Origin of the sequence: Desulfarculus baarsii DSM 2075 (assembly GCF_000143965.1) — a bacterium.
Classification (GTDB): domain Bacteria; phylum Desulfobacterota; class Desulfarculia; order Desulfarculales; family Desulfarculaceae; genus Desulfarculus; species Desulfarculus baarsii.
Map to the genome: position 1 here is coordinate 2,183,158 of NC_014365.1, position 26,144 is coordinate 2,209,301.

Sequence of the window (26,144 nt, forward strand, 5' to 3'; positions counted from 1 at the left end):
TTCGCCGCGCGGGGCAAGCGATGTCGCGCATCGACTTTTGGCCGACGCTTCGGCCGCGAAACCTTGCCCAAAAAGGCCACGCGAACTAGGTCAGCAATGCCCCGCCATCGACCACCGCCACCGTCCCTGTCTGGTACGGGTTGGTGATCAACGCCAAAAACGCCGCGGCCACCTCGCCGGCATCGGCAAAGCGCCCCAGTGGAAGCTTTTCGGCCATGTGCGCCATTTCGGCCGGCTTTGGCTTGACAAAGCCGGGGCTGACCGCGTTGACCCGCACCGGAGCCAACTCCACGGCCAGCACCCGGCATAGCGTCTCGGTAAGACTGTTGACCAAGGCCATGGCTGATGCGCCTGGATAGATCTTTGCGCCGGCGACGCCGCTGGTCAGGGTTATCGTGCCGGCCTTACGAATAAAACCATGGGCGACACGGATCAAACCGCAGGGGCCCCAAAACTTGGTTTCAAAGACCCGCCTGACCTCGGCCAAGTCCATGGCCAGCAACGGCGCTGGCCTGACCGCGGGCCTCACCGCAATCACCAGATGGTCGATTTCACCAATCTCTTGGAACAATCGTCCATGATCATCCGGCGCGGTTATGTCGAAATCGTGGGTCCGCACCGCCGCGCCAACGGCCTCGGACAACCGCCGGGTCTGGGCCGAAGCCCCGCGCGAGGCCACCACCAGTTCCGCTCCGTTGGCCTGAGCCAACTTGGCCACGGCCAGACCGATGCCCGATCCGCCACCGATGATCAGCACTTTTTTGCCTTTGAGCATGGCCTCATCTCCCCATTTCACTTTGTAAGCGACCTATACCACTTCGTCGGCGCGGCGGGGGATGGAAAAAATCGGGTTGGTCGGCTTACGCGGCCAGGAGCGAGGCGCAGGCGCGGCGTAATACCTGTCGCGGCCGGGCCAGCATGACCGGCGGCACCAGAAGAGCCATGTGGCGGCCAAACGCTCCTTGAGTTCAACCTCGCCAAGGTTGGCGGCCTCGGCCCGCAGCACCGCCACGGGGTCGGCCTTCAGCTTGTTCTTGAACGCCTCGTCCGCCCCGACCCTGGCCACAATCTTGGCCCACGGCCGCGGCCGCTCCGGCAACCCCCTTGCGCAGCTTGGTTGACTGCCGTCAAAACCCGCTGCAATCGGTTCATTTCGATGGTAGTTCAACCGCGCTTACGGGCCAACAAAACAGCCAATCCGCCAGCGACGCCATGCCGCCCTTGCTTGCCGGCCGCCAGCTCCAAAGGCTGGCCCAACGTTAACTACGCCATTGCTAACAACATTCAGGAGGCGGAGCCTCGCGCGCCAATAATAAAAACACCGGCCGTTTTGCGCGGTCGGTGTATCATTTATGGATGGCGTTTTTCGTCCGCCACCGTCGGTTCAGAGCTTGCCCCAAAGCATCAGCGCGCCGATGACCATGAAGCCCACGGCCGCGCCGCGCTTGATCCACTCGGTGGGCAGAAAATTGACCAAGGCCTGGGCCAGCAGCACGCCGATCAGCGAGACCATGACCAGGGCCAGGGACGTGCCCAAAAATACCGTCCAGGGCTTGCCGGTCTTGGCCGCCATGAGGATGCAGGCCAGTTGGGTCTTATCGCCCAGTTCGGCCAAAAAAATGGCCCCAAAGGTGGTGGCCAGAATCTTCCAGTCCATTTGCGTCCCAACCCTTTCATCGCGCCGATTGGCGGCGCGGGGCCATTGATATGTCCGACGTCAACCTGCAACGGCGCGTCAAGCGCCACATCCAGGCCCCCGAGCACGACTTTTTCGCCGTCACCGCGCCGGGGCTCGAAGATCTCTGCGCCGCCGAGTTGGCCAACCTGGGCGCGGCCCAGACCACGTCCTTGGCCGGCGGCGTGGCCTTCCACGGCCGGCTGGAGGCCATGCTCCAGGCCAACCTCTGGCTGCGCACGGCCGGGCGTGTGCTCATGCGCCTGGCCGACTTTCGCGTGCGCACCTGGGCCGACCTGACCCGCCAGGCCGCGGCCGTGCCCTGGGAGCTGCTGCTGCCGGCCGACGGCTCGTCACTGGACGTGCGGGTCAGCCTGCACGAAAGCAACCTGCACCACGCCGGCCGCGTGGCCGAGGAAATATTTTGGGCCGCGGCCAAGGCCATGGAGCGTCAAGGATTGACCGCGCCGGTCAAGGCCCTGCCCGGCCAGGACGACGCGCTGATCCTTCAGGTCAGGGGAGTCGATCGCCGGGCGTCGATCAGCCTGGACACCAGCGGCGCGCATCTGCACAAGCGCGGCTATCGTCAGGCCACGGCCAAGGCCCCCCTGCGCGAGACCCTGGCCGCCGCCCTGCTGATGCTCTGCGGCTACGACGGCTCGCGCCCCCTGCTCGACCCCATGTGCGGAGCCGGCACCCTGGCCATCGAGGCGGCGCTGATGGCCCGCGCCCTGCCACCGGGCCTTGGCCGCGACTTCGCCTTCCAGCGCCTGGCCTTTCACCGTCCGGCCGCCTGGGCCCACCTGCAAAAAACCGCCGCCGCCAATGCCCTAGCCGTGCCGCCAGCGCCCATTTTCGCCGGCGACCGGCTGAAATCGGGCCTGGAGCTGGCCCAGGCCAACGCCGCCCGCGCCGGGGTGGCGCAAAGCATCCAGTGGGGCCAAGCCGACTTTTTCGAGCGACCAGCCCCCACCGCCACGGCCGGGCTGGTGGTCATCAACCCGCCCTATGGCAAACGCCTGGGTAGCGTGAGCCAGGCCGAGCAGATCGTCCGGCGCATCGGCCGGCATTTGGCCGAACACTACCGGGGCTGGCGTTGCGGCGTCGTGCTCTATCTGCCTCAATGGGCCGAGTTGCTGGGTCTGGAACAAATAGCCAGCCTGGAAGTTCCCCACGGCGGGCTGAAGGTCACCATGTTCTGCGGCCAAGTGGCGGGCTAGTTTTCAGCCGAAAATGGCCTCGGCGAACTCGCGGGCGTCAAAGGGCCGCAGATCGTCCAAATGCTCGCCCACGCCCACGTAGCAGATGGGCAGCTTCAACTCGCCGGCGATGGCCACGGCCACGCCGCCCTTGGCCGTGCCGTCGAGCTTGGTCAGGATCAGACCGGTCAACTGCACGGCTTCGTTGAACATTTTAGCCTGATTCAGGGCGTTTTGGCCGGTGGTGGCGTCGAGGACGAGGATCACCTCGTGGGGCGCGCCGTCCATTTTTTTGCCGATGACGCGGTGGATCTTGCGCAACTCGTCCATCAGGTTGACCTTGGTGTGCAGCCGGCCGGCGGTGTCGATGATGGCCACGTCCACGCCCCGGCCGACGGCCGCCTCCACCGTGTCGTAGGCCACCGCCGAGGGGTCGGCCCCTTCTTTCTGGCGCACGATGGGGCAGCCCACCCGCTGGGCCCAGATCTCCAGTTGCTCGGCCGCCGCCGCGCGAAAGGTGTCGGCCGCGCCGAGCATCACTTTTTTGCCCTGGGCGCTCAGGTGGCTGGCCAGTTTGCCGATGGTGGTGGTCTTGCCCACGCCGTTGACGCCCACCACCATGATCACGTGGGGCTTGGCGGTCATGGCCGGCGGGGCGGCCGTCCGCCCGAAGATCTCCTCGATGCCCGCGCGCAGGGCCCCTTTCAGCGCCTCGGCGTCGGCCAGCTCCTTGCGCCGCACCTTGCCGCGCAGGCCGCCGATCAGCTCGGCGGTGGTTTTCACCCCCAGATCGGCGGTGACCAGAACCTCTTCCAACTCGTCGAGCACCTCGTCGTCGATCTTGCGGCCGATGGCGATTTTGTCGATGGAGCCGCTGATTTTTTCGCGGGTTTTGCCCAGACGCTCGGCCAGGCGGGCCAGCAGGCCCTTTTTTCTGGCCTCCGGCGCGGGGTCGCTTACCGACGTGGCCGGCGCATCGCTCACGGCCGCCGGCGGCGCGGCCTCGTCAACGGCGGCCTCGGCTGCCACGGGCGCTTGGCTCTGCCCCGTTTCAATGGCCTGGTCGGCTTGTTGTTGTTTCTTTTTCCGTCCGAATCCAAAAATACCCATGCCGCCAGCCCCTTTTAACGTGTGAGAGCGGGCCGCCATGGAGGCGGGCCCGCTCGGCAAATGTAAATGGCCCAAGCCGCCGCGTCAAGCATATCGGGCCTAGGCGGCCATGGAGGCGCCTTCCATGAGCGAGACGCTGAGCAGCTTGCTGATGCCCCGCTCTTCCATGGTCACGCCGTAGAGCACGTCCATGATCTCCATGGTGCGGCGGTTGTGGGTGATGGTGATGATCTGCGAATGCTGGCCAAGCTGGCGCACCAAGTCCAGGAAACGGCCGGTGTTGGCCTCGTCCAGGGGCGCGTCCACCTCGTCGAGGATGCAAAAGGGCGCGGGCCGGATCAAAAACAGGGCAAACAGCACGGCCACGGCGGCCAGGGCTTTTTCCCCGCCGCTCAACGCCTCCAGGTTCTTGACTTTTTTGCCCGGCGGCTCCACCAGCAGGTGCAGGCCGGCCTCCAACGGATCGACGCCCTCGTCCAAGACCAGCCTGGCCGAGCCACCGCCGAAGAGCACCGGAAACACCGTGCCCAGGCGCTGGTTGACTTCTTCGAGGGTGTCCATGAAGCGGTCGCGGCTGGTGCGGTTGATCTTGCGGATGGCTTGGCGCAGGTCATCCAGCGAGGCGTCCAGGTCGGCCTTTTGCTCGGTCAGAAAACGATGGCGCTCTTGCAGGGCCTCGTGCTCGACGATGGCCTCCATGTTCACCGGGCCCAACCGGCCCAGAAGCACCCGCAGCTTGTCCAGACGCTGACGGTTGGCCTGGGGGTCAAAGGGCCCGGCCGGCAGATGGGTCGCCAGATCCTGGGCCAGATCCACCCGGCAGCGCTCCAGAACCTGCTCGCGCAGTTGGTCGCGGCGCATTTCCAACTCGCGGCGCTTGAATTCGTGGGCCTGGATTTCGGCCTCGATGCTCTTTTGACCGGCCCTGGCGGCCTTGATTTCGGCCTCCAGGGCCATGGCCCGGGCCTGAATCTCGCCGTGACCCTGGCGGGCTTGATTATAGGCGGCCTCCAGGCTGTCCAGTTGCTCGTAAAGCCCGCCCAGGCGCGTTTGTTCGCCCTGGCGGCGGGCCAACAACGACCGGACCGACTCGTCGGCCCCGGCTATCTCGTCGTCGAGCGATTGACGGCGCTGGCCGGCCGCGGCCGTCTCGCGCTCCAGGCGCTTGGCCTCCTGGGCGGCGTGATCGGCCTCGCTCTGGCGAGAAGCCGCGCGCAGCTTGACCTCGCTTTCGCGGGTGCGGGCGTCCTCCAGGGCCTCGCGGGCCTCGTCCAGGGCCTCTTGGGCCTGGCTCAGCTCATCCTCCAGCCGTTGGCCGATTTGTTCCAACTCCTCGGCCTCGGCGGCCAAATCTTCTTGCTCTTGGCGCAGTTGGGCCAATTCCTCCAAGGCCTCGCCATGGTCGAACTCCAGGCCTTCCAGGCGACGGCGGCGTTGGCCGGCGGCCTCTTGCAGGGCGCTTGAATGCTGCCTGGCCCGTTGCAGTTCTCGCTGTCCGGCTTGCAGTTGGCTGGCCACCTCGGTAGCCTGGGCCTCGACGCGGGCCATGTCGGCCTGAAGCGCCTGGCGCTGGGCGCTCAGATCATCCAGCAGCAGCCGAGACTGCTCCAGTTGCTGGCGGCGCTTGGTCAATTCGTTGCGCTGGCCAAGCACCGAGCCGCCCGATTGGCCCTGATCGCCAGCCAAGGTGAGCAAGGCCGGGCCATCCAAGCGCAGCCCCCCGGCGGCCACCACGGCCTGCCCCGGCAAAAGCCCCGGCGCGGCGGCCCAGGCCGCGGCTTGGTCGGCGCAGCAACCCACGCCCTCCAGCAAGTGGGCCAACGCCTCCAGCCCCGGCGCGAAGGTGGCCAGCTCCACCGCCCGCGTCGCCTCGGCCGGCGCGGCCACCCCCCGCGTGGCCAGCCGATCCAGGGCCACCACGCGTAGCGCCCCCAGGCCTTCTCGCGCCGCCCAGTGGGTCAGCGCCTCGGCCTCGGCCGCGCCTTGCACGATGAGCGCCTGCAACCACGGCCCCAGGGCCAGGGCCAGCAGTTCCTCATGGCCAGGCTTGGCTTCCACCCGCTGGACCACCAGCCCGAGCAAGGCCACCGGCAGTTGACCGGCCTGGGCCGCGGCCACGACCTGGCGCACCGACTCGGCGGCCCAGTTCAACGAGCCCAGGCTCAACTCCAGGGCCTCGACGCCAGCGGACAGGGCCTGATGAGCCTTGGCTTGATCGTCCTCGTCGCGCCGCAGGGCGCGCAGACCATCCTGCTGGCTTTTCTGGCGCTGCTGCAAGGCGTCGGCCCGGGCCTGGGCCGCGGCCAGATCGGCGGTCAACTCCTTGATGCGCTGGACGGCCTGGGCCAGATCGTCCTCGGCCTGGGCCAGTTCGTCCTCCAACTCGCCGCGCCTGATGGCCAGTTGTTCTTGCCGGCGGCGAATCTCGGCCTGACGCCGCTCCAGGTCGCCCAGGCGGTTGTTGATCTGGCCCCGCCGCGAGAGATGATCGACCAGGCGGTGCTTGGCCTCGTCGGCCCGACGCTGGCGCACGCGCAGCGATTCCTGAGCCAGGGCCACCTGCTCGGCGGCCTCCTCGGCCAGGCGCTGGCCCGACTGAGCCTCGGCGCGGCAGCGTTCGGCCCTGGCCGCGGCCTTGGCCATATCCTCGCCCATGGTCTTTAGCCGACCGACCAGTTCGTCGCGCTCGCCGCCCAGGCGCTGGGCCAGGCGGCGCATGTTTTCGGCCTCGCGGCCCAAGAGGGTCAGCTCGTTTTCGGCCCGCTGGATGGCCCCTTGGGTCTCCAGGCGTTTGGCCCCGGCCTGGTCGATGAGCTGCTCGGCCTCCAGCATGGCCAGGCGCGCCCGCTCCAGGTCGGTCTCCTGGATGCTCAGATTGCGCTGGGTCAGCTCCAGTTGGGCCGTGGCGGCGGCCAGTTCGGCGCTCACCTCGCCGTGGGCCTGGCCCAGGGCGGCGAACTCAAAACTGCCCAGGGCCAAGTCAAGCTCGCGGATTTTGTCGCGCAACTCTTTGTGACGCATGGCTTTTTTGGCCTGACGTTGCAGCCGGGCCATCTGCGAGTCCACCTCGATGATGATGTCTTGCAGGCGGTCGAGGTTTTCCCGCGCCCCTTCCATCTTCTTGAGGCTTTGTTTTTTTTGATTTTTGTAGCGGGTGATGCCGGCGGCCTCCTCGACCCACAGGCGGCGCTCTTCGGGCCGCGAGTCGATGAACGAAGCCACCTTGCCTTGCTCGATGATGGCGTAGGCCCGGTTGCCCAGGCCGGTGTCCATGAGCAGTTGCTGGATGTCCTTGAGCCGGCAGGGCCGGCGGTTGATCTGATAATCGCTTTCGCCGTTGCGATAGAGCCGGCGGGTGACCATGATCTCGGCCAAGTCGGCGTATTGCGGGGCGCTGATGGTCCCGGCGTTTTCAAAGACGATCGACACCTCGGCCAGGCCGGTGGGCTTGTGCGACTGGGCCCCGTTGAAGATCACGTCCTCCATGGCCTGGCCGCGCAACTGACGGGCCGACTGCTCGCCCAACACCCAGCGGATGGCGTCGACCACGTTGGATTTGCCGCAGCCATTGGGCCCCACCACCGCGCACAGGCCGTCGGGAAAATCCAACACCGCCCGCTGGGCAAAGGATTTGAAGCCGCTGATTTCCAGTCGTTTGACCTTCATGACCGCCTCCAACCGCGCAAAGCATGGCCCTCGGGCCTGGAGCGGCCCTTAACGTGGCCCCATATTAAGTAGTGGCTGGCAAAATTGCAACAATATCTTGTGTGACAAACGCTGTCGGCTGACAAAACTTCAAGGCGTGGCGGGCGACCAGCGGGCCAGATAGGGCCCCAGACGCAGCTTGCGGGCGGTGTTGGCCATGCTCATGTAGCGCACCTTGCCAAAGACCGGCCGCTCCGGCCCCCAGGGGCGGTCGTAGCGGCCCAGACACCACATTATGCCGCTGTGGGAGTTTGGGTCGCGGCCGTCCAGGGCCCAGCGGTCGTTGAGATGAACCATGATCGCCAGGGCCTGGGCCGGCGTCTCGGTCCAATGCAGGATCTTTTTGCCCCAGAGCATGCGCAGATAATTATGGATGCGCCCTTCCTGGCGTAGCTGGTTCTGCGCCGCGTTCCAGATCGCGCCATGGGTCCGGGCCGTTTCCAGGCGCTCCAGGTCGTAGACGTATGGCCGGGGGTCGGCGGCGTGGGCGGCCAGGGTCTGGCCGGCCCAATCGGGCAGGGACTCCAGCTTGCCTTCCTGGCCCGGCCGGTGATGGCAGAAGTTATAGCCCAGCTCGCGCCAGGTGATGAACTGGTCGGCAAAGGCCTCGGCCGTCGGGCTCAGGCCCCACCAGCCCTGGCGCGCGCCCTTGGCCGGCCCGCCCACGCGTTGAGGCGACCAACCCTCGACATCCGCCAGGGCCGCGAAAACCTGGTGCGCGGCGATGTGGCCAAAGTGCAGATACGGTGAAAGCCCGCTGCCGACGTCCTCGGCCGGCTGATTGCGCAGTTGGTCGTAGAGCGCCAGGCCCCGGCCCAAAAAGCGCGCCAACGTCGCGCCAGCCGCCGCCGCCCCGCCGACGCGGCCGACAACCGGCCCCACGGCGTGATCGATGGCCAGGCCGGCGATCAAGGCCTGGGGTCGGGCCAAATCCGCCGACCAGGCCGGCGGCCAGCGCTCGATGATCCAGCGGGGCAGGATCGGCGGCGGCGCGGGGAGACCAGCCAGCGGATCGGCCACGGGCGGCTGGGCCAGGTGTTCGGGCAGGTTTTTTTGCAAAAAACGCCTGAAGGCGTGGGCCGTGGGAAATGCGTGATCGCTGGCGGCCAGGGGCAGCAGGCCGCAGGAATCCACCGCCTCCAGGCGCGCGGCGCATTGGGCGGCGGCGGCGGCCAACATGGCCGGGATGAAAAACGTCGGGTAGTCGTCGGCCACCACCGCGCAGGCCCGCTGGGCCAGGGCGGCCAAAAGACCCTTGCCCGCCCCGCGCGCCGGCTCCACGTAGGGGTAATAAAGCGCCCCACGGCCGGCCAGGGCGGCGGCGTTGGCGGCCATGCCTTGCAGGATAAAGCAATGCAGCCGCTCCGAGGCGTGGGGATAATCCAGGCGCAGGGCCTCCAGAATCACCAGCGGCCGCTTCAACTCGCCGGCCAGCCAGGCCGCCCGTTGCAGGCCGAAGTTCCAGCCCGTCCGGCGCTGGGCGCACATCCAATAGAGCACGTAATCGCCGGCCGGGTCGAGCGGCCGTTGGTTGAGCGGCCGGATTCTGATCGTCGGGACGGGCTGCACGAATATTCTCCCCTCGGACGCACGGGCCGTTGACATGGCCCGGTCAGCGGGCCAACCATATATTATTAATTATTATAGGCCATGACTGCCCAATCATGGCGGGAGCAAAGCCATGCGACAATTCGCCCGGCCCAAAGTGGCGCTCAGCCAATGCCTGGGAAGCACGGCCTGTCGGTGGAACGGCGCGGCCATCGACGACCCCTTCGTGCGGCGGCTGGCCGCTCACGTGGATTTTCTGCCGGTCTGCCCGGAGATGGCCATCGGCCTGGGCGCGCCGCGAGCGCCGCTGCGCGTGGTCGACGACGGCTCGGGCCCGCGACTGTTGCAGCCGGCCACGGGGTTGGATCACACCCGGGCCATGGTCGAGTTTTGCCAAAATCATCTGGCCGGGCTGACGGCGGTGGACGGCTTTTTGTTAAAAGACCGCTCGCCCTCGTGCGGGCCCCACGGCGTGCGCATCTACGCCGGGCCGCAAAAAGGCGCGTCATCGCGCCAGGGCGGCGATTTTTTCGGCCTGATGGCCCAGCAAACCCACCCCCGCGCCGCCATCGAGACCGAAGGCCGCCTGCGCAACTTCACCCTGCGCGAACATTTTCTGACCAAGTTGTTCACCCTGGCCGCCTTTGGCCAAGTGGCCGCCTCGGAGCGTTTGTCGGCCCTGGTCGAGTTTCAGGCCGCCAACAAGCTGCTGCTGATGGCCTACAACCAACAGGCCATGCGCGCCCTGGGCCGCGTGGTCGCCGCCGGCCGCGACGCCGACTGGCCGACGCTCACCGCGCAATACGCCAACGTCTTGCAACAGGCCCTGGCTCGCCAAGCCAGCCGGGCCAATCACCAAAACGCCCTGCAACACGCCATGGGCTGGTTCAAAAAAGACCTCACCGGCCCGGAAAAGGCCCATTTCCTTGATTTGCTGGCCAAATACCGCGCCGGCAAAGCGCCCCTGGCCGTCTTGCAGGCCCTGGTGGCCGGCTGGGCCATCCGCCACCAAAACAGCTATCTGGCGGGTCAGAGCTATCTGCGGCCTTATCCGGAAGATTTGCTGGACTTGGGCGATTCGGGCAAGGGCCGAGACTTTTAAGGCGGCCCCGGCCGCATCTGGCCAGGGCCGCCCGTGATGGCAAGCCCGATCGGCGCGTAGGGGCCGATCGAACGCAAGCAGGCGTTATAGCTGTAAATAGGTAAACTCGGCCAGACCGCGGAACAGCCGGGCCACGCTCTCCAGCAGGGCCAAGCGGTTTTGGCGCACGGCCTGGTCGTTGTCCATGACCAACACGCCGTCAAAAAAGGCGTCGATGGGCCCTTTCAGCTCCGAGAGCCGTCGCAAAAATTGGGCGTAATCGCCGCTGGCGAACAGGGCCTGGGCCTCGTCGGCCACGGCCAGGACGGCCTGGCGCAACTGGCGCTCGGCCTCGATGGTCATCAACGCCGGGTCGGGCGCGTGGCTCGGAACCTGGGCCGCCTCTTTTTTGAGGATGTTCATCACCCGCTTCATGCCCGCGGCCAACGGCGCGAAATCGGGCGAATCCTTGACTGCCGCCAGGGCCTTGGCCCGGGCCATGGCCGCGCCGGGATCGTCCAGGCCGGCGGCCAGGACGGCCTGGGCCACATCGGTGGGCGCGCCGGCCTCGGCCATCAGGCCGGCCAGCCGCGCCGCGAAGAACTTGGTCACCTCGTCGGCCACGGTCTGATCCGCGGCGCTCAGACGGCCCGCCAGGCCGGCCAGGGCCTGGGCCAGGGTCTGGCTCAGCGAGATGGTCAGGTTTTTTTCCATCAGCAAACGCAGCACGGCGATGGCCGCCCGGCGCAGGGCGTAGGGGTCGGCCGCGCCGGTGGGGGCCTCGCCCACGCCGAACAGCCCGCAGATGGTGTCGATGCGGTCGGCCAGGCCCACCAGCGCGCCGATCATGCCCTTTGGCAGGGGCGCGTCGGCCCCCACGGGCTGGTAGTGCTCGGCGATGGCCGTGGCCACCTGGGGGTCTTCGCCGTCGCGGCGGGCGTATTCAGCGCCGATGACGCCTTGCAGGCTGGGGAATTCGCCGACCATGCCGGTGACGAGATCGCACTTGGCCAGTTGGGCCGCGCGGCGGGTCGGCTCAACCAGTTCCGGAGCCAGGCGCTGGGCCAGCCAGACGGCCAGGTCGATCACGCGCTGGACTTTATCGAAACTGGAGCCCAACTTGGCGTGATAGGTCACGTTTTGCAGGTCGCCCAGATAGTCGGCCAGGGGCCTCTTGCGGTCCTCGTCCAAAAAAAACCTGGCGTCGGCCAGGCGGGCGCGCAAGACCCGCTGATGGCCATTGGCCACCACGGCCAAATCGCGGGGCGTGGTGTTGTTGACGGCGATGAAGGCCGGCAGGAGCCTGCCCTGGTCGTCTTCCAGCGAATGATAGCGCTGGTGCTCGCGCATGGCCGTGATCACCACCTCGCGGGGCACTTCCAAAAACTGCTTGTCGAACGAGCCCCAACAGGCCGTGGGTTGCTCGACCAGGTCGGCGTTTTCCAGCAGCAAGGCCTCGTCGGCCAACAGCCGGCCGCCGGCCTGGGCCGCGGCCTGGGCCACCTGTTGGCGGGTGGCCTCGATGCGCTCCGGCCGATCGACCAGCACATGGGCCTGGCGCAGCTTTGTCAGATAATCCTCGCCGCCGCGCACCTGGATGGCCTGGGGGGCCATGAAGCGGTGGCCACGGGTCTGGTCGCCGCTCTTGACGCCGGTGATCTCCAGGGGCACGACCTGGCCGTCGAACAGGGCCACGAACCAATGGATGGGCCGGGCAAAGCGGAACTTCTCGGAGCCCCAGCGCATGGATTTGGCAAAATGCAGCGATTCGACGAGCTTGACCAGCAGCTCGGGCAAAACGGCCATGGCCGGCCGGCCGGCGATGGTCTTGACGTAGCCCAGGCGGGGGCCCTTGTCGGTGTCGATGAACGTGAGGCTGGTCAGCTCCACGCCCTGGCTCTTGGCAAAGCCCAAGGCCGCCTTGGTGGGCTCGCCGTTTTGGTCATAGGCGTTGGCCTTGGGCGGGCCCAGCACTTGCTCCTGGCGGTCTGGTTGGATCGCGGCCAGGTTCCGCGCCCACAGGGCCAGGCGACGCGGCGCGCCAAAGGCCTTGACCTGGGCGGCGTCCGGGCTGGCGCACAGCCCTTCGCGGACGAGCATCTCGGCGCCAAGGGCGGCCATTTGTTCGATGCCCGGGGCCACGAAACGGGCCGGCATTTCCTCGCAGCCGATCTCGAACAGCAGCTCGGCCATCAGGCCACCTCACGTTTCAGGAGCGGATGCCCCATTTGCTGACGCTGGTTGACATAGGCCTCGGCCGCCCGCCGGGCCAGATCGCGGATGCGAGCGATGTAGGCCGTGCGCTGGGTGACGCTGATGGCCCCCCGCGCCTCCAGCAGGTTGAAGGCGTGCGAACACTTCAGGCAATAATCATAGCCCGGCATGACCAGGCCGGCGGCCAGCACGCGCTTGGCCTCGGCCTCGTAGGAATCGAACAAACGCCAGAGCATGTCGATGTCGGCCACCTCGAAGTTGTAGGTGGAGTGCTCCCACTCGCCCTTGTGGTGCACGTCGCCATAGCGTACGCCCTCGGTCCAGGCCAGGTCGTAGACGTTGTCCACGCCTTGCAGGTACATGGCGATGCGCTCCAGGCCGTAGGTGATCTCCACGCTCACCGGGTCCAGGTCGATGGAGCCGGCCTGCTGGAAATAGGTGAACTGGGTGATCTCCATGCCGTCGAGCCAGACCTCCCAGCCCACGCCCCAGGCGCCCAGGGTCGGCGACTCCCAGTCGTCCTCGACAAAGCGGATGTCGTGATCCAGCGGATCAACGCCAAAGGCGCGCAACGAGTCGAGGTAAAGCTCCTGCACGTTCAGCGGCGAGGGCTTGAGGATGACCTGATATTGATAATAATGTTGCAGGCGGTTGGGATTTTCGCCATATCGGCCATCGGTGGGCCGCCGCGAAGGCTCCACGTAGGCCGCCTTCCAGGGCTCGGGGCCCAGCACCCGCAGCAAGGTGTGAGGGTTGAAGGTGCCCGCGCCGACTTCGATGTCGTAGGACTGACCGATGATGCAGCCTTTTTTGGCCCAATAGCCTTGCAGGGCCATGATCAAGTCTTGAAACGTCATTTTGCGTTCCACCATGAATGGTTGCGCCCGCCAGGGCTTTTTGCCAAGTATAGGAACTAACGATGCTATCATCCATGGCGCGATGTTGCAAGGGCCGTGGGCGAGCATCAAAGGGCCCTGACAAAAAGCCGCCGGGCGGAAGCGACTCCACCCGGCGGCGATTGACTGGTTTTGGCGCGCGATCAGGACAGCTTGGCCAGGGCCGTGGCCACGCGCTCGACGCCGGCCTTGATCAGTTCGTCGCTGGTGGCGAAACTGAAGCGGATGCACTCGTCGTGGCCAAAGGCCGAGCCGGGCACCAGGGCCACGTGGGCGGTGGCCAGCAGGTGCTCGCAAAGCTCCGACGAGCCGGTCATCACTTTGTCGCCGGCCTTTTTGCCATAATAAGCCGCGAAGTTGGGGAAGGCGTAGAAAGCGCCCTCGGGCTTGAAGCAGCTCACGCCGGGGATCTGGTTTAGCAGATCGTAAATCAAATCGCGCCGCCGGGCAAAGACCTCGACCATGGCTTTAACGTCGTCTTGCGGGCCGTTCAAGGCCTCCACCGCCGCCTTCTGGGCGATGGAAGTGGGGTTGCTGGTGGATTGGGACTGGATCTTGCTGCAGGCCTTGATCAAATCCACCGGGCCGCCCATGTAGCCGATGCGCCAGCCCGTCATGGCGTAGGCCTTGGAAACGCCGTTGAGGGTCACGGTGTTCTGGTAGATCAGCGGGCTCAGCGAGGCGGTGGCGGTGAACTTGGCCCCGTCGTACATCATGGGCTCGTAGATCTCGTCACTGACAATAAGGATGCCCCGCTCGGCGCAGAACTGGGCCACGGGCAGCAGCTCCTCGGCGCTGTAGGCCGCGCCGGTGGGATTGCTGGGCGAATTGAGGAAAATGGCCTTGGTCTTGTTGCTGACGGCCTTTTCCAGTTCGGCGAGCTGGAGCTTGAACTTGTTCTTTTCTTGGGTGGGCACGATCACCGGCGTGCCGCCGGCCAAAATGACCATGGGCGGATAGCTGACCCAATAAGGCGCGGGCACGACGACCTCGTCGCCCTCGTTGAGCAGGGCCTGCATCACCAGATAGCCCGAATGCTTCCCGCCGACGTTGATCATCACCTGGTCGGGAGTATAGTCAAGGCCGTTGTCCCGTTTGAATTTGCCGCACACCGCCTGCTTCAGTTCGGGGGTGCCGGCCGCCGGAGTGTAGCGGGTGAAGCCGTCGTTGATGGCCTTGATGGCCGCCTGGCAAATCCGCTCGGGAGTGTTGAAATCCGGCTGACCCACGGTGAAGTTGATCACGTCGATGCCTTCGGCGCGCATCTGGTTGGCCTTGGCGTCGAGGGCCAAGGTCGGCGATGGCGCGATGCTGGTCACGCGTCGAGATAGCTCCATGGTTGGGGGTCTCCTCAAAATCAGGGCGGCCAAGGCCGCGTTAATGGGGGGGATGGAAATATCGACAGCGGGCCGAAACCCGATCAGGGGTAAATGCTTACCGGCAGTCGTCGCTTGTGTCAAGAATGGGGCGGCGAAAGCTATTTGATTTCCTTTTCCAGGTCGGGAAAAGCCGGCTTGCAGAATTCCTCGGCGGCCAGATCGGGGTTGTCGGCGTTGAGCAGCACCAGGTGGCGCAGATGCATGTAGGTGTCGGGGTCCATGGAGATGAAATCGATGGCCACGCCGCCTTTGACCACCCTGGCCACCCTGCCCTCCAGGCTCAGCACGGGGGCGTCCTCGGCGTCGCTGGGCAGGTAGATCGTCACCATGCAGCCCTGGCCTTCCTTCAGCGGCAGGTCGCCCAGGATGAACACGCCCTTGTGACTGAGGTCGCGGGTCTCCAGGTCGAGCATGCGCAGGCCCACCGCCTGCACGTCGGCCTTGGTGCGAAACTCCACCCGCGTCCTTCTGCGTTGCTCGACCATCGTCTCTTCTCCCGCCAAGTCATGACCATGGGCCACTCCGTTTGACTAATTATACTGCATACCGACCGCCATCAACATCGACAACCGCAAAAACCGCATCCCGCCGTTGACAACGGGCCCACCGGGTTTATGCTTAATGATGCGGCGTGGTTTTTCACAAACAACGCCGCCGAACGATTGCTGGGGGAGCCGCGGCGATGCGGCTGAGAGTGCGCGATACAGGCGCAGACCCCTCGAACCTGTTGGGTAATTCCAGCGTAGGGAAGCAGTCTGGCCGAGCGCGCGAGTAGTCCAAGCACGCTGTTTTCGGGCCGGTTTCCCTAACGGAGGCCGGCCCGAAGGCTTTTTCGGGGGCCGGCCGGAAAGGCAAGCGAAATGTTGGACGAAGTCACCATCAGCCGCGCCATTGTCAGCACCTATCTGCAAAAGTTGCAAGACCACCTGGAGCTGGACGTGGCCATTGTCGGCGGCGGGCCCTCGGGCCTGGTGGCCGGCTACAAACTGGCCCAGGCCGGGCGCAAGGTGGCCCTGTTCGAGCGCAAGCTCTCGCTGGGCGGCGGCATGTGGGGCGGCGGCATGATGATGAACGAGATCGTGGTGCAGGAACAAGCCAAGCGCATCCTTGACGAGTTCGGCGTGCCTTCCAAGGAGTTCCAGCCGGGCTATCACACCGCCGACAGCGTTTTGTGCTCCACCACCCTGGCCTCCAAGGCCTGCCTGGCCGGGCTGACGGTGTTCAACCTGGTCTCGGTGGAGGACGTGATGGTCCGCGACAGCCGGGTGACGGGCCTGGTGATCAACTGGAGCGCCGTGGAGATGGGCGGGCTGCACGTGGACCCGCTGACCATCCGCGCCAAGTGGGTCATCGACGCCACCGGCCACGCCGCCGAGGTGCTGGGCGTCATCAGCCGCAAGGTCGACGCCCGGCTGCTGACCGAAAACGGCCGGGTCATGGGCGAGCGCTCACTGTGGGCCGACGTGGCCGAGACCAACACCCTGGGCAACACCCGCGAGGCCTTCCCCGGCGTCTACACCGCCGGCATGTGCGCCAACGCCGTGTTCGGCTCCTACCGCATGGGCCCGGTGTTCGGCGGGATGCTGCTTTCCGGCGAAAAAGCGGCCCAGGAGGTCCACCGCCGGCTGAGCGAGGAAGGCTAGTTTTTTGGCCAAACGCCGGGCGCGAACGCTAGCGCCCGGCGTTTTCAGCGCCCATCCACCGCGCCCTCGGCCGCGTCATCGGCCGGCGGCGTTTGGCCGACCTGATCGACCAAGGCGCCTTGCGGCCTGGCCATGCCCACGTCGTCTTCGAACCCCGGCCCCAGGTCGGCGCGTTGGCGCACCTGGTCCAGATGGCGGGCGGCCAGGGCGTAATAGGTCGGCGATATTTCCAGGGCCTGGCGGAACATGTCGGCGGCCTGGCGATACTGGCCCTGGCCGGCCAGCAGGCAGCCCAGGTCATGACGGGCCTTGGCCGGGCCCATGGTGGCCTCCAACAGCGCCAGCGCCTGATCGGCCCGCCCCTGGCGGAAATAAACCAGGGCCAGGTTGTTGCGCGGCTTATCGTCGGCGGGGGCCAGGCGCATGGCCCGCGTGAAGGCCCGCTGAGCCTGATCCAGCCGGCCCTGGGCCATCAAGGCCAGGCCCAGGTTGTTGTGGGGCGCGGCCTGGCCCGGTTGCAGCCGGATGGCCGCCTCGAAGTGGGCCATGGCCTCTGCGGCCCGGCCCTGGCGGTTGAGGGCCACGCCCAGGCCGTTGCGCGCCTTCCACAGGGCGGCGTCCAGGCCGACGGCCCGCTCCAGGGCCTTTTGGGCCTCGCCGGGCCTATCCTGGGCCAACAGGGCCAGGCCAAGGCCTTGCCAGGCCTGGGCGTCGCCCTCGTCGGCCTGGATCAACGCGGCGTAGATGCGCTCGGCCTGGGCGTAGCCGCCGCCGCGCAGATGCAGCAGGGCCGTCTTGCCACGCAGACGGGCGGCCTGATCGGCCGGGGCCTTGGCCAGGGCGCGGTTGTATTGAAACAAGGCGGCCATGGCCTCGCCACTGGCGGCCAATTGATCGCCGTGGGCCTCCAGGGCCGTGGGATCGGCCTCCATGGCCCGATCGGCCTTGGCCTGAAGCTCGTCGCGGCCGGCGGCTTCTTCGCGGGCCCGCATTTCCTCGGCCTCCGCTTGATCCACCCCACGCAGGCCGGCGGCCGCGCCGCCGCCGCAGCCGGCGCAAAAAAGCGCCGCCAAGACCACCAACATCAAGGCCAATCCAGCCATCCATCGTCCCATCGCCCACCCCGCTTTTTTCGCGCGCCGCCGCCTCAGCCGGCCAGCGGATCGAGTTCCTCGCCCAGGGCGCGCAGACGATCGTCCAGGCGCTCCAGAGTGATTTCGTTGACCACCCAACCCATGCCGGCCACGAACTCGGCGGCTGGCGGGGTCAATTCCAGCCGGCGCGGCAGGCCGGGGCCGTTTTCCGCGCCGGCCAGCAGATCGGCCAGAAACACCACGCCAGCGGCCACGCCGTCGCCGTCGTCGGTCCACGGCTGGTGGTGCAGGCCCACGGCGCGGGTCATCGCCGGCGGAAAATCCCAATAGCTCAACAGGGCCTGGCCGACCTGGGCGTGATCCAGGCCCATGGTCATGCGCTCGGCCAACAGGGCGGGCAGGCCGTGGCGGCCGGCCAGGTCCATGGCTTTTTCGTAATCGGCCGGTCGATGGGCGTCCAGGGCCACCTTGCCGATATCGTGCAGCAGGCCATGGGCGTAGTAGCCGGGGCCCAGGCCCAGTTCGTGACGGGCCAACGCCTCGCAGAGCACGGCCGCGCGCCGGGCGTGGGCCCACAGATCCAAGCGCCGCATGCGTCGACGCATGGGTCGAGCCACGCCGGCGGCCTCGAAGGCGGCGAGGCCCAGGGCCAGCGCGCGCAGTTGATCAAAGCCCAGAATGACCACCGCCCGGCTCAAATCGTCCACCCGGCCCCGGCAGCCGTGCAGCGGCGAGTTGGCCGCGGCCAACACCTTGCCGGCCAACGACTGATCGCGGCCCACCTCGCGGGCCAGGTTGGCCGCCGAATGCTCATCGCCGCCAGCCAGTTGGGCCACGCGGATGGCCACGTCGGGCAGGGTCGGCAACTGGTCCGGCGCGCAGCCCAAGGCCTCGAGCAGATAGTCGTGAGCCACGGCTCGCCGGTGGTCATCCAGAGACATCAGAACATCTTCTCCACAATGTTGATCACCGCCGGCCCGGCCATCACGGCCATGATCGCCGGAAAAATTAAAAACAGCACTGGAAACAGCAGCTTGAGCGGAATCTTGGCCGCCTGCTCCTCCAGCTTTTGCCGGCGCTTGGTGCGCAGGTCATCGGCAAAGACGCGGATCGAGCGGCCGATGCTCACGCCAAAGCGATCAGCCTGGATCAGCATGGCCACCAGCCCGGCCATCTCGTCGACGCCGCAGCGTTTGGCCAGATTGCGCAGGGCGTCGCCACGGGCCGCGCCCAGCTTCAGCTCCAGCGAAAAGATGGCCAGTTCGTGGGCCAAAACCGGGCTGGAGGCGGCCAGATCGCGCGAGACCCGCTGCACCGCCGCGTCCAGGCCCAGGCCCGACTCCACGGCGATGACCAGCAGATCGAGCATGGAGGGCATTTGCCGGGCAATCAGCGCGCTACGCCGCAGGGCCAGCTTTTCCAGCACGTAGCCCGGCCCGAGATACCCCAGCGCCGCGGCGATGAGCGTCGAGATGACCATGGCCGGCCGCTTGGCCTGGATCAGCACGCCCAGGGCAAAGACGATCGCCGGCAGCAAGAACGCGGCGGCCAAGCGAACGCCGGTGAATACATTGAGCGCCTCGACCGAACGAAAACCCGCGGTGAGCAGGTCTTGGCGCAGCTTGCTCTTTTCCCAGCCCTGGCCGCGCTCTGACTTGGGGGCCAGGGCCTTGACCGCGCCCAGCAGGCGCTTTTTGATGGCGGGCGCGGGTCTGGGCGGCGCGTTTCGCGCCAACAGCTCGTCCAGCCGCCGGCGGGCCGGATCCGGGCCGCCGCCCAGGGTTCGGCAGGCCCAAAAGGCCAGCAGCACGGCCAGGCCCGTGGCGCCCGATATGGAAATTATGAATAAATTATCCATGCCTTATACCCGCATCTTGATAATTTGCTTTATGACCACGATGCCCAGCACCTCCAGGCATGCGCCGCTCAGCAAAATGGTCTGGCCGATGGGGTTGCCCAGGGCCATGTTGATGTATTCTGGCGTGGACCAATAGAGCATGGCGAACAAGGCCGGCGGCATCAGCGAGAGGATCCAGCCCGAAAGCCGGCCCTCGGCCGAAAGGGCCCGCACGGTGCGTTGCAGACGAAAGCGCTCGCGGATGATGTAGGCGATGTTGTCGAGGATCTCGGTGAGATTGCCGCCGGTCTCCCGCTGAAGGCTGACCGCGCTGGCGAAAAACTTGACGTCCTCCAGTTCGACCCGCCGCACCAGCCCCGTCAGGGCCTCTTCCATGGTCTTGCCAAAGGAATAATCCTCGAAGGTCTTGTTGAACTCGCTGGCCACCGGCTCGCCCAACTCCTCGCCGACCATGCGCAGGCCCGCGCTGAAACTGTGCCCGGCGCGCAAAGCCCGGCCCACCAGCTCCACGGCCTCGGGAAACTGGCTTTCGAAGACGCTCAGGCGTTTGGCCTTGATCTTGCTCACCGCCATCAGCGGCAGATAGCCCAGGCCCAGGGCCAGCCCCAACGACAGGTAGCCCAGCGCCAGGCCCAGGCCCAGCAGCGCGCCAGCCACGGCCAACACGCCGCAGAGCAAGACCAGCGTGCCCAGATTTATGGGGTTGCCGGCCTTATCCAGCAAGTCTTGCAGGCGCAACAAACGCGGCGCGCGAGCGATCAGGCGGTCCAGAAAGCTGATCTCGGAATAGGACGTCACCCGCAGCAAGGCCTCCAACTGGCTGTCGGGCGGGGTGTTTTCCGCGCCCAGACGCCGCAGCCGACGCCGCGCGGCCTGGCTCGGCGCCTCGCCGGCCGGCGAGAGCAGATAGCGCAGGCCCAAGGCCAGGCAAATGACGCTGAAAAAAACCGCCGCGCCGATCAACCAGCTCATAGGTTGGCCCCCAATCCCAGACGCCGTTCGCCGCCGAACAGGCCGCTGTCCAGGTCCACGCCGTGGGATTTGAGCTTCTCGCTGAAGGACGGCCGGATGCCTGTCGGGCCGAAGTGGCCGATGACCTTGCCTTTTTCGTCAACGCCGCTCTGCTGGAACTTGAAGATCTCCTGCATCGTGACCATATCGCCCTCCATGCCCGTGATCTCGCTGAAGCTGATCACCTTGCGCGAACCATCGGAAAGCCGGGCCACCTGCACGATGACCTCCACGGCGCTGGCGATCTGGCGGCGGATGGCCCGTTCGCTGATGTCGAGTCCGCCCATGGAGACCAGCGTCTCCATGCGGCTGACGCAGTCGCGGGGGCTGTTGGCGTGGATGGTGGTCAGGCTGCCGTCGTGGCCGGTGCTCATGGCCTGCATCATGTCCAGGGCCTCGCCGCCGCGACACTCGCCGACGACGATGCGATCGGGCCGCATGCGCAGGCAGTTGCGCACCAGATCGCGCATGGTCACCTGGCCCACGCCCTCGATGTTGGGCGGCCTGGTCTCCAGGCGCACCACGTGCTCCTGTTGCAGTTGCAACTCGGCCGAGTCCTCGATGGTGACGATGCGTTCGCCAAAGGGGATAAACGACGAAAAGACGTTGAGCAACGTGGTCTTGCCCGAGCCTGTGCCGCCGCTGATGACGACGTTCAAACGGGCCGTGACCACGCCCTTGATGACCTGGGCCAGCTCGGGGGTGATGCTGCCATAGCGGATCAGGTCGGCCACGGTGAGCGGATCTTTGGCAAACTTGCGGATGGTCAGGGACGGGCCGTCCAGGGCCAGGGGCGGGATGATGGCGTTGACGCGGCTGCCGTCGGCCAGGCGGGCGTCGACCATGGGCGACGATTCGTCGATGCGCCGGCCGACTTTGGTGGCTATCTTGTCGATGATTTTGAGCAAATGGGCGTCATCACGGAAACGGGCCGTGGCCTTGGTCAGCCGGCCGCAGCGCTCGACATAGACACGGTTATAGCCGTTGCACATGATCTCGCTGACGCTTTCATCGGCCAGCAACGGCTCCAGGGGGCCCAGGCCCATCACCTCGTCCTTGATCTCGATGATCAAGCGCGCGCGCTCGTCGGGGGCCAGTTGGACGCTTTCGCCTTCCAGCACCTGGGCAATGGCTCCTTCCAGTTCTTTGTCCATCGAGCCATCGGCGGCCTGGGAGATCTGGGCCAGGTCGACCTTGTCGATGACCTTGTAGTGCATGCGGCCCTTGAGCTCCTGAAAGGCCGCCTGTCGGGCGTCATCCTCTGGCTGTTGGCAAGAAGCGGGCGTTTGCCCGCCGGGGCCCTTGCCCAATCGTTGGCGCAGACTCATGGCTTTTCTCCGGGGCTTTCCAGCAGTTGGCGGGCCAAGAACGCAACGGCCTTGCACCACTTGGCCTTGGGCCGCAGACTGAGGGCCGGCTGGCCGGCGTTGGCCGCCTGGGTGATGACGTCGTGTTCGTTGGGCAGCCAGGCCAAGACCTTGCGATTCAAGACGGCCTCGATCTCGCGGCCGGCGATGGCCCGCCTGGCGTCGTGGCGGTTGACCACCGGGCGCAACTTGCCGTCGCCATGACCCAGGCGGCGGCTCAGCCAGCACACGCGCGCCGCCGACTTGAGGCCCACCAACGAAGGCTCCAGCAGCAAAAGCGCCATCTCGGCCTGGTCCAGGGCCGTCAGCGTGGTCTCGGCCAGGCTGTCGCCAAGGTCGACCACCACCACCGCGTAACCACGGGCCAGCACGTCCAGAACCGACGACACGTGCTCGGCGTTGATCATCTCGGCGTCGGCCGGGTCGTCTGGGGCGGCCAGCAGGCGCAGGCCCGGGGCCACCTCGTGCAACAGGCCCTCCATGGCCGCCGCGTCCAGGCGCTCTTGCATGGCCGCCGCGTCGCTGAAATTGCGTTTGACCTCCTGGTCGAGCATGAAGGCCTCGTTGCCGCCGAACAGGTCCAGATCCACCAACGCCACGCGCAGGCCCTGCTCCTGGCTGATGGCCCAGGCCAGGTTGATGGCCAGATGACTGACGCCCACCCCGCCCTTGGCCCCCATCACGCCGATGATGCGGCCCTTGGCGTCGGGGCCCAGGTTTTGGCCGGCGGCGCGCAAACGAAACATGGCCTCCTTGAAGGAGTCGCCCAGCCGGCGCTCATCCACCAGATATTCGCGCAGGCCCAGGCGTAGCGCGGCCATGATCTGGTCGGGATTTTTCTCGGCGGCCAGGCAGATCAGCGGCGTCAGCGGAAGCAAAAGTTGGATGCGTTGAACCACGGCCGCGAAGCCATCGCCCTCTGGCGGATGTTCCAGCAAGATCACATCGGGCCGGGCCATGGCGGCGATGCGCTCGAGATCCTGCACCGACGCCACGTTGCCGACAAGCTGGACAAAGGGCGCGCCCGCGGCCAACTTGTCGATCAGCTCGCCCATGCGCTTGTCAAAATGCAGCGCCAGCAACCGCGAAGGTGCGCTGTCCACGTTGGTTCTCCTATTCGACGAGCGCGGCCCGGCTGGCCCGCGCGCCGTAGCACGCCCCGCCGCTCCGCGCCCCCGGGGCGACCATGGCCGCGTCGTTTTCCCAATAACCGATGATCCGCTTGGACTCCGAAGCCGGGCCGCCCGGGCCGCGCACCTCGGTGATCACGAAATGCACAAAACCCACCAGCACGCCTTGGTTTTGTGGCGAAGTCCATTGCACCACCGGCAGCAAGACCGGCCACTGGCCGGCGGCGTCCTTGCTTTGGTTGAAAAGCGTCTCCAACCTGCCGAAAAGATTGGCTATCTCGCCGTTATTCATGTAGATGGAGTCGCCGATGTTCAGCCGGGGAATCTGCTCGGGATTATCCAAAAAATTGCCGATGCTGTTGGTGTTGGTGGGCCAGACGTCAAACGAGGTCCACTGACCGTTTTCGGCGTTTTCGCTGTTGAGGACGATATCGCTGTCCGGGCCCAGGCCGTCGAGCACGGCCGCGTTGATGGCCAGCGGCAGATCGGCCTGGCCGCCGTCGCCGGCGCAGCCCAGATAGCCCACCGACACCGCGCCGACCATGACCTGGCCCAGGCCCACCGCCCGGGCGAAGAACGTCTGCACCGGCCGGCTGATGGCGACCCGCACGGCGTCCAAATCGGCCGGATCGGCGCTGGGGCCGGTCTGGGCAAAATCGTTCGAATCGAAGCTCCATTGGCCGGCCTCGACCAGATCGCCCTCTTCGTTCCAGACCAGGGGCGTGGTCAGCAGTTGGTTGGATTCGACAAAGTCGATGGCCGACTGCCGCGCGCCGTCGTAATCGGTCTGGGCCACGCCGTCGCCGTCGGGGTCGCTGAGCAGTTCGGCCGCGCCGGCGGTGGCCGCCGCGTCGGCGGCGTTTTGCAGCTCGGCCTTGCCGGCGTAGACGACGCCCAGATCCACCGCCGCGCCCACCAGCGCAACCATCGCCATCAAGGCCAACGCGGCCACCACGGCCACGGCGGCCCGGTCGTCGCGCCAAAAGCGTCCCAACCTAAAACGCCACCTCATGACCGAACCTGCCTTCCATCTCCATGGAGCGCTCGGCCTTCGCGCCGGCCCGGCCGGGCGGCTCGTCGTCGCCGCCGGTCTTGCCCCACAGATAAAAATCCATGTCGTCGGGGTCGTCGAAATCGCGAGGGCCGATCAGGGGATCGGGCGTCTTGTCGCCGGGCCGCACGATGTGTGGGGTGACGACGATCAACAACTCCGTCTCGCGGTTGCGATATTGGCTGCTGCGAAAAAGCGCGCCCAAAATGGGCAGATCGCCCAAGAACGGCCACTTGCTCACGCTCCTGGTCACGTCCTGCTTAAGCAGCCCGGCAATGGCGAAGCCCTGGCCGTCGCCGAGCTCCAATTGCGTCGAGGCCCGCCGCGTGGTCAGGCCCGGCACCACGAAGCCGTCAGTGACCACGCCCGGCGAATAATCAAGCTCGCTGACCTCGGGCTCCACCTCCAGGCTGATCTTGCCGTTGGGCAGCACCTTGGGCAAAAACGTAAGCTGCACACCATATTTTTTGAAAACGATGGCCGTGTAGTCGCGGCCCGGCACGGGGATGGGAAACTCGCCGCCGGCCAGGAAATTGGCCTTTTTGCCCGAGACGCAGACCAGGTTTGGCTCGGCCAGAATCTTGGCCAGGCCGTTTTGCTTGAGGATGTCCAAAAAGGCCATGTATTGCCGGCCCGAGTCGTTGAGCCCGCCCCAGGCGCCGACATTGGCCGAAAGATCGAATTCTATCGAGCCCTTGGAGTAGTCGATGCTGGGCGGGCCGGTCATGTTGTCCAAAAAGGTGAAAAAGATGTTGCCCGGCCGGGCCGGATCCCAATAACCCAGGTTGACGTTCATGCGCTTGGCGGCCTGGCGGTTGACCTCGGCGAAGCGCAGCTTGAGCAGCACCTGCTTTTGATCGACCACCTCCAGCAGATTGCTGACGCGCTCTTTTTCGAAAAGTCTGGCGATGCTTTCGGCCTTTTCACGCGCCGACTCGCTGGAGACCGAACCGGCCAGGACCAGCGCGCCCTCCAACTCGTGCACCTCGATGGCCTCGCCGGGCAAAACGCGGGCAAAGGCCGCCTTGAGCCGGGTGTAATCGCGGCCGACCCCCACGGCGTAGGCGGCGATCACCCGCTCGGCGCGGTCCCAGACGGTGATGTTGGTGTTGCCGGGCTTGCGGCCGTTGACGTAGATCTGGCGGGGGTTGATCACCAAGACGTCGGCCACGGTCTCGTCGGCCACGCTGACGCGCTTGAGCGGCGCGGGCAGGTCCACCAACCGCGAATGGCCCGCCGCCACCTCCAGGCGGCCGGTCCGGGCCTCCGCCCGGGCCGACGCGGGGGTGGCCACGGCAAAGGCCACGATCAGCGCGGCCACGGCCAATCTGCAAAATCCGCTCATGGCTTCAGCTCCTGCCTGGCGCGGGTCACGCCCTTGATCAACTCCACCGTCGGCGCTGGCGGCGACGGCCTCGGCGCGGCGCATTTTTCGGCCTTGGCCGCGGGCGCTGGCGGCGGCGCGACCATGGCCCCCAGCCGCGCGCCCCGGGTCAGGGCCGGCTGGCGATCCTGGCGGTTGCGCAGGGCCAAAAGGATCTTGCCCTCGCCGGCGGCCAGGGCCAGGCGTTCGGCGTCGGCCGGCCGGGCCAGCAGGGTCAGCACCTGGCCCTTGAGCTTGGGCGGCTTTTTGCCGTCTTGCTCGGCCTGGTGGCTGACAGCCAACACCTCCAGGTCTTGTAGCGCCAGGCGCGCCACGGCCTCCTTGCCCTGGTCGAGGCCCTTGACCGTGGCGATGACGTCGACCCGGTCGCCGACCTTGAGATAGCCGGCCACGCCCACCACCTCGTCGGCGCTGATGGTCACCGCCCGCCAGCCCGGCTTGATCGCCGCGGCCAGACCGGCGGCCGCGCCTTCGGGCGAAAGCTTGCCGGCCAGCAAGGGCTCGCCCTTGACCACGGGCTGTTGCAGCACCCGGCCCAACAGCGGCTTGACCGCGCCGAAATGCCCCGGCGGCCGGGCCTCCACGGGCCACTGGGCCACGGCCAGTCGTCCGGCGCTCAGTTCGAGGCCGGCGGGCAGATCCACGGCGGCCACCACCAGCGGGGCCGTGCGCACGCGGCGCTCGGCCTCCTGCTGGGCCTTGTGGGCGACGTAATATTTGGCCCCAAAGGCGGCCGCCACGGCCAAGAGCACCGCCGCGGCGAACAAAAGCGGCGCCATGAGTTTGCGTGGCGGCATGG

22 protein-coding genes and 1 riboswitch are annotated in these 26,144 nt (G+C 66.7%); of the genes, 3 read left to right on the forward strand and 19 right to left on the reverse strand.

Features of this window, described 5'->3' with window-relative positions; translation table 11 throughout:
- Positions 1 to 85 precede the first annotated feature (85 nt).
- The 3 genes from DEBA_RS09840 to DEBA_RS09850 all read right to left on the reverse strand — a co-directional run bounded on the left by DEBA_RS09840 (position 86) and on the right by DEBA_RS09850 (position 1,657).
- Complete coding sequence (locus DEBA_RS09840) at positions 86 to 775, reverse strand: SDR family oxidoreductase (protein ID WP_013258776.1); 690 nt, start codon at positions 773 to 775, stop codon at positions 86 to 88.
- A 33-nt stretch (positions 776 to 808) separates the two neighbouring features.
- Positions 809 to 1,168, reverse strand: coding sequence for a hypothetical protein (locus DEBA_RS09845; RefSeq protein ID WP_148227836.1), 360 nt, complete (start codon positions 1,166 to 1,168; stop codon positions 809 to 811).
- Between the two features lie 216 nt (positions 1,169 to 1,384).
- Entirely contained in the window at positions 1,385 to 1,657 is a 273-nt protein-coding gene (locus DEBA_RS09850) for a TMEM165/GDT1 family protein (RefSeq protein ID WP_013258777.1), read from the reverse strand.
- Between the two features lie 50 nt (positions 1,658 to 1,707).
- Here DEBA_RS09850 and DEBA_RS09855 point away from each other — a divergent pair, with 50 nt between their 5' ends.
- Entirely contained in the window at positions 1,708 to 2,895 is a 1,188-nt protein-coding gene (locus DEBA_RS09855) for a THUMP domain-containing class I SAM-dependent RNA methyltransferase (protein WP_013258778.1), read from the forward strand.
- Positions 2,896 to 2,898: 3 nt separating this feature from the next.
- Here the strand turns inward: DEBA_RS09855 and ftsY are convergent, their stop codons facing one another.
- The 3 genes from ftsY to DEBA_RS09870 all read right to left on the reverse strand — a co-directional run bounded on the left by ftsY (position 2,899) and on the right by DEBA_RS09870 (position 9,258).
- Entirely contained in the window at positions 2,899 to 3,903 is a 1,005-nt protein-coding gene (gene ftsY, locus DEBA_RS09860; RefSeq protein ID WP_222832003.1) for a signal recognition particle-docking protein FtsY, read from the reverse strand.
- 180 nt (positions 3,904 to 4,083) lie between these two features.
- Entirely contained in the window at positions 4,084 to 7,650 is a 3,567-nt protein-coding gene (gene smc, locus DEBA_RS09865) for a chromosome segregation protein SMC (protein WP_013258780.1), read from the reverse strand.
- Between the two features lie 129 nt (positions 7,651 to 7,779).
- Complete coding sequence (locus DEBA_RS09870; protein WP_013258781.1) at positions 7,780 to 9,258, reverse strand: cryptochrome/DNA photolyase family protein; 1,479 nt, start codon at positions 9,256 to 9,258, stop codon at positions 7,780 to 7,782.
- A gap of 112 nt (positions 9,259 to 9,370) precedes the next feature.
- Here DEBA_RS09870 and DEBA_RS09875 point away from each other — a divergent pair, with 112 nt between their 5' ends.
- Positions 9,371 to 10,339: a YbgA family protein gene (locus tag DEBA_RS09875; RefSeq protein ID WP_013258782.1), complete on the forward strand. Its 969-nt coding sequence runs from the start codon at positions 9,371 to 9,373 to the stop codon at positions 10,337 to 10,339.
- Positions 10,340 to 10,423: 84 nt separating this feature from the next.
- On the opposite strand, the gene glyS is transcribed toward DEBA_RS09875, so the two are convergent.
- The 4 genes from glyS to DEBA_RS09895 form a co-directional block, all read right to left on the reverse strand.
- A complete protein-coding gene (gene glyS, locus DEBA_RS09880; protein WP_013258783.1) occupies positions 10,424 to 12,511 on the reverse strand; it encodes a glycine--tRNA ligase subunit beta in 2,088 nt (695 codons plus the stop codon).
- On the reverse strand, positions 12,511 to 13,389 hold the full coding sequence (gene glyQ / locus DEBA_RS09885) for a glycine--tRNA ligase subunit alpha (protein WP_013258784.1): 879 nt from the start codon (positions 13,387 to 13,389) through the stop codon (positions 12,511 to 12,513). Before glyQ ends, glyS begins: the two co-directional genes overlap by 1 nt.
- A 182-nt stretch (positions 13,390 to 13,571) precedes the next feature.
- Positions 13,572 to 14,765, reverse strand: a complete 1,194-nt coding sequence (locus DEBA_RS09890) for a pyridoxal phosphate-dependent aminotransferase (RefSeq protein ID WP_013258785.1) — start codon at positions 14,763 to 14,765, stop codon at positions 13,572 to 13,574.
- A gap of 140 nt (positions 14,766 to 14,905) precedes the next feature.
- Positions 14,906 to 15,292, reverse strand: a complete 387-nt coding sequence (locus DEBA_RS09895; protein ID WP_013258786.1) for a PilZ domain-containing protein — start codon at positions 15,290 to 15,292, stop codon at positions 14,906 to 14,908.
- A 172-nt stretch (positions 15,293 to 15,464) separates the two neighbouring features.
- A riboswitch (TPP riboswitch) is annotated at positions 15,465 to 15,573 on the forward strand.
- A 94-nt stretch (positions 15,574 to 15,667) separates the two neighbouring features.
- Here DEBA_RS09895 and DEBA_RS09900 point away from each other — a divergent pair.
- A complete protein-coding gene (locus tag DEBA_RS09900; RefSeq protein WP_013258787.1) occupies positions 15,668 to 16,450 on the forward strand; it encodes a sulfide-dependent adenosine diphosphate thiazole synthase in 783 nt (260 codons plus the stop codon).
- A 44-nt stretch (positions 16,451 to 16,494) separates the two neighbouring features.
- Here the strand turns inward: DEBA_RS09900 and DEBA_RS09905 are convergent, their stop codons facing one another.
- The 9 genes from DEBA_RS09905 to cpaB are packed head-to-tail and all read right to left on the reverse strand — an operon-like array spanning position 16,495 to position 26,142.
- Positions 16,495 to 17,553, reverse strand: coding sequence for a tetratricopeptide repeat protein (locus DEBA_RS09905; protein ID WP_187288536.1), 1,059 nt, complete (start codon positions 17,551 to 17,553; stop codon positions 16,495 to 16,497).
- 44 nt (positions 17,554 to 17,597) lie between these two features.
- Entirely contained in the window at positions 17,598 to 18,485 is an 888-nt protein-coding gene (locus tag DEBA_RS09910; protein WP_013258789.1) for an HDOD domain-containing protein, read from the reverse strand.
- Positions 18,485 to 19,402 (reverse strand): type II secretion system F family protein, encoded by a 918-nt coding sequence (locus tag DEBA_RS09915; RefSeq protein ID WP_013258790.1) that lies wholly within the window; start codon positions 19,400 to 19,402, stop codon positions 18,485 to 18,487. The genes DEBA_RS09910 and DEBA_RS09915 overlap by 1 nt, the downstream gene beginning before the upstream one ends.
- A 3-nt stretch (positions 19,403 to 19,405) precedes the next feature.
- Entirely contained in the window at positions 19,406 to 20,374 is a 969-nt protein-coding gene (locus DEBA_RS09920; protein ID WP_013258791.1) for a type II secretion system F family protein, read from the reverse strand.
- Positions 20,371 to 21,741, reverse strand: a complete 1,371-nt coding sequence (locus tag DEBA_RS09925) for a CpaF family protein (protein WP_013258792.1) — start codon at positions 21,739 to 21,741, stop codon at positions 20,371 to 20,373. The genes DEBA_RS09920 and DEBA_RS09925 overlap by 4 nt, the downstream gene beginning before the upstream one ends.
- Positions 21,738 to 22,883 carry an AAA family ATPase gene (locus tag DEBA_RS09930; RefSeq protein WP_013258793.1) on the reverse strand — a complete coding sequence of 382 codons (1,146 nt, stop codon included), beginning with the start codon at positions 22,881 to 22,883 and terminating at the stop codon, positions 21,738 to 21,740. Before DEBA_RS09930 ends, DEBA_RS09925 begins: the two co-directional genes overlap by 4 nt.
- Before the next feature lie 10 nt (positions 22,884 to 22,893).
- A complete protein-coding gene (locus tag DEBA_RS09935) occupies positions 22,894 to 23,904 on the reverse strand; it encodes a pilus assembly protein TadG-related protein (protein ID WP_043814229.1) in 1,011 nt (336 codons plus the stop codon).
- 1 nt (position 23,905) lies between these two features.
- Positions 23,906 to 25,306 (reverse strand): type II and III secretion system protein family protein, encoded by a 1,401-nt coding sequence (locus DEBA_RS09940; protein WP_013258795.1) that lies wholly within the window; start codon positions 25,304 to 25,306, stop codon positions 23,906 to 23,908.
- Positions 25,303 to 26,142 carry a Flp pilus assembly protein CpaB gene (cpaB, locus tag DEBA_RS09945; protein WP_013258796.1) on the reverse strand — a complete coding sequence of 280 codons (840 nt, stop codon included), beginning with the start codon at positions 26,140 to 26,142 and terminating at the stop codon, positions 25,303 to 25,305. Before cpaB ends, DEBA_RS09940 begins: the two co-directional genes overlap by 4 nt.
- Between the last annotated feature and the right edge of the window lie 2 nt (positions 26,143 to 26,144).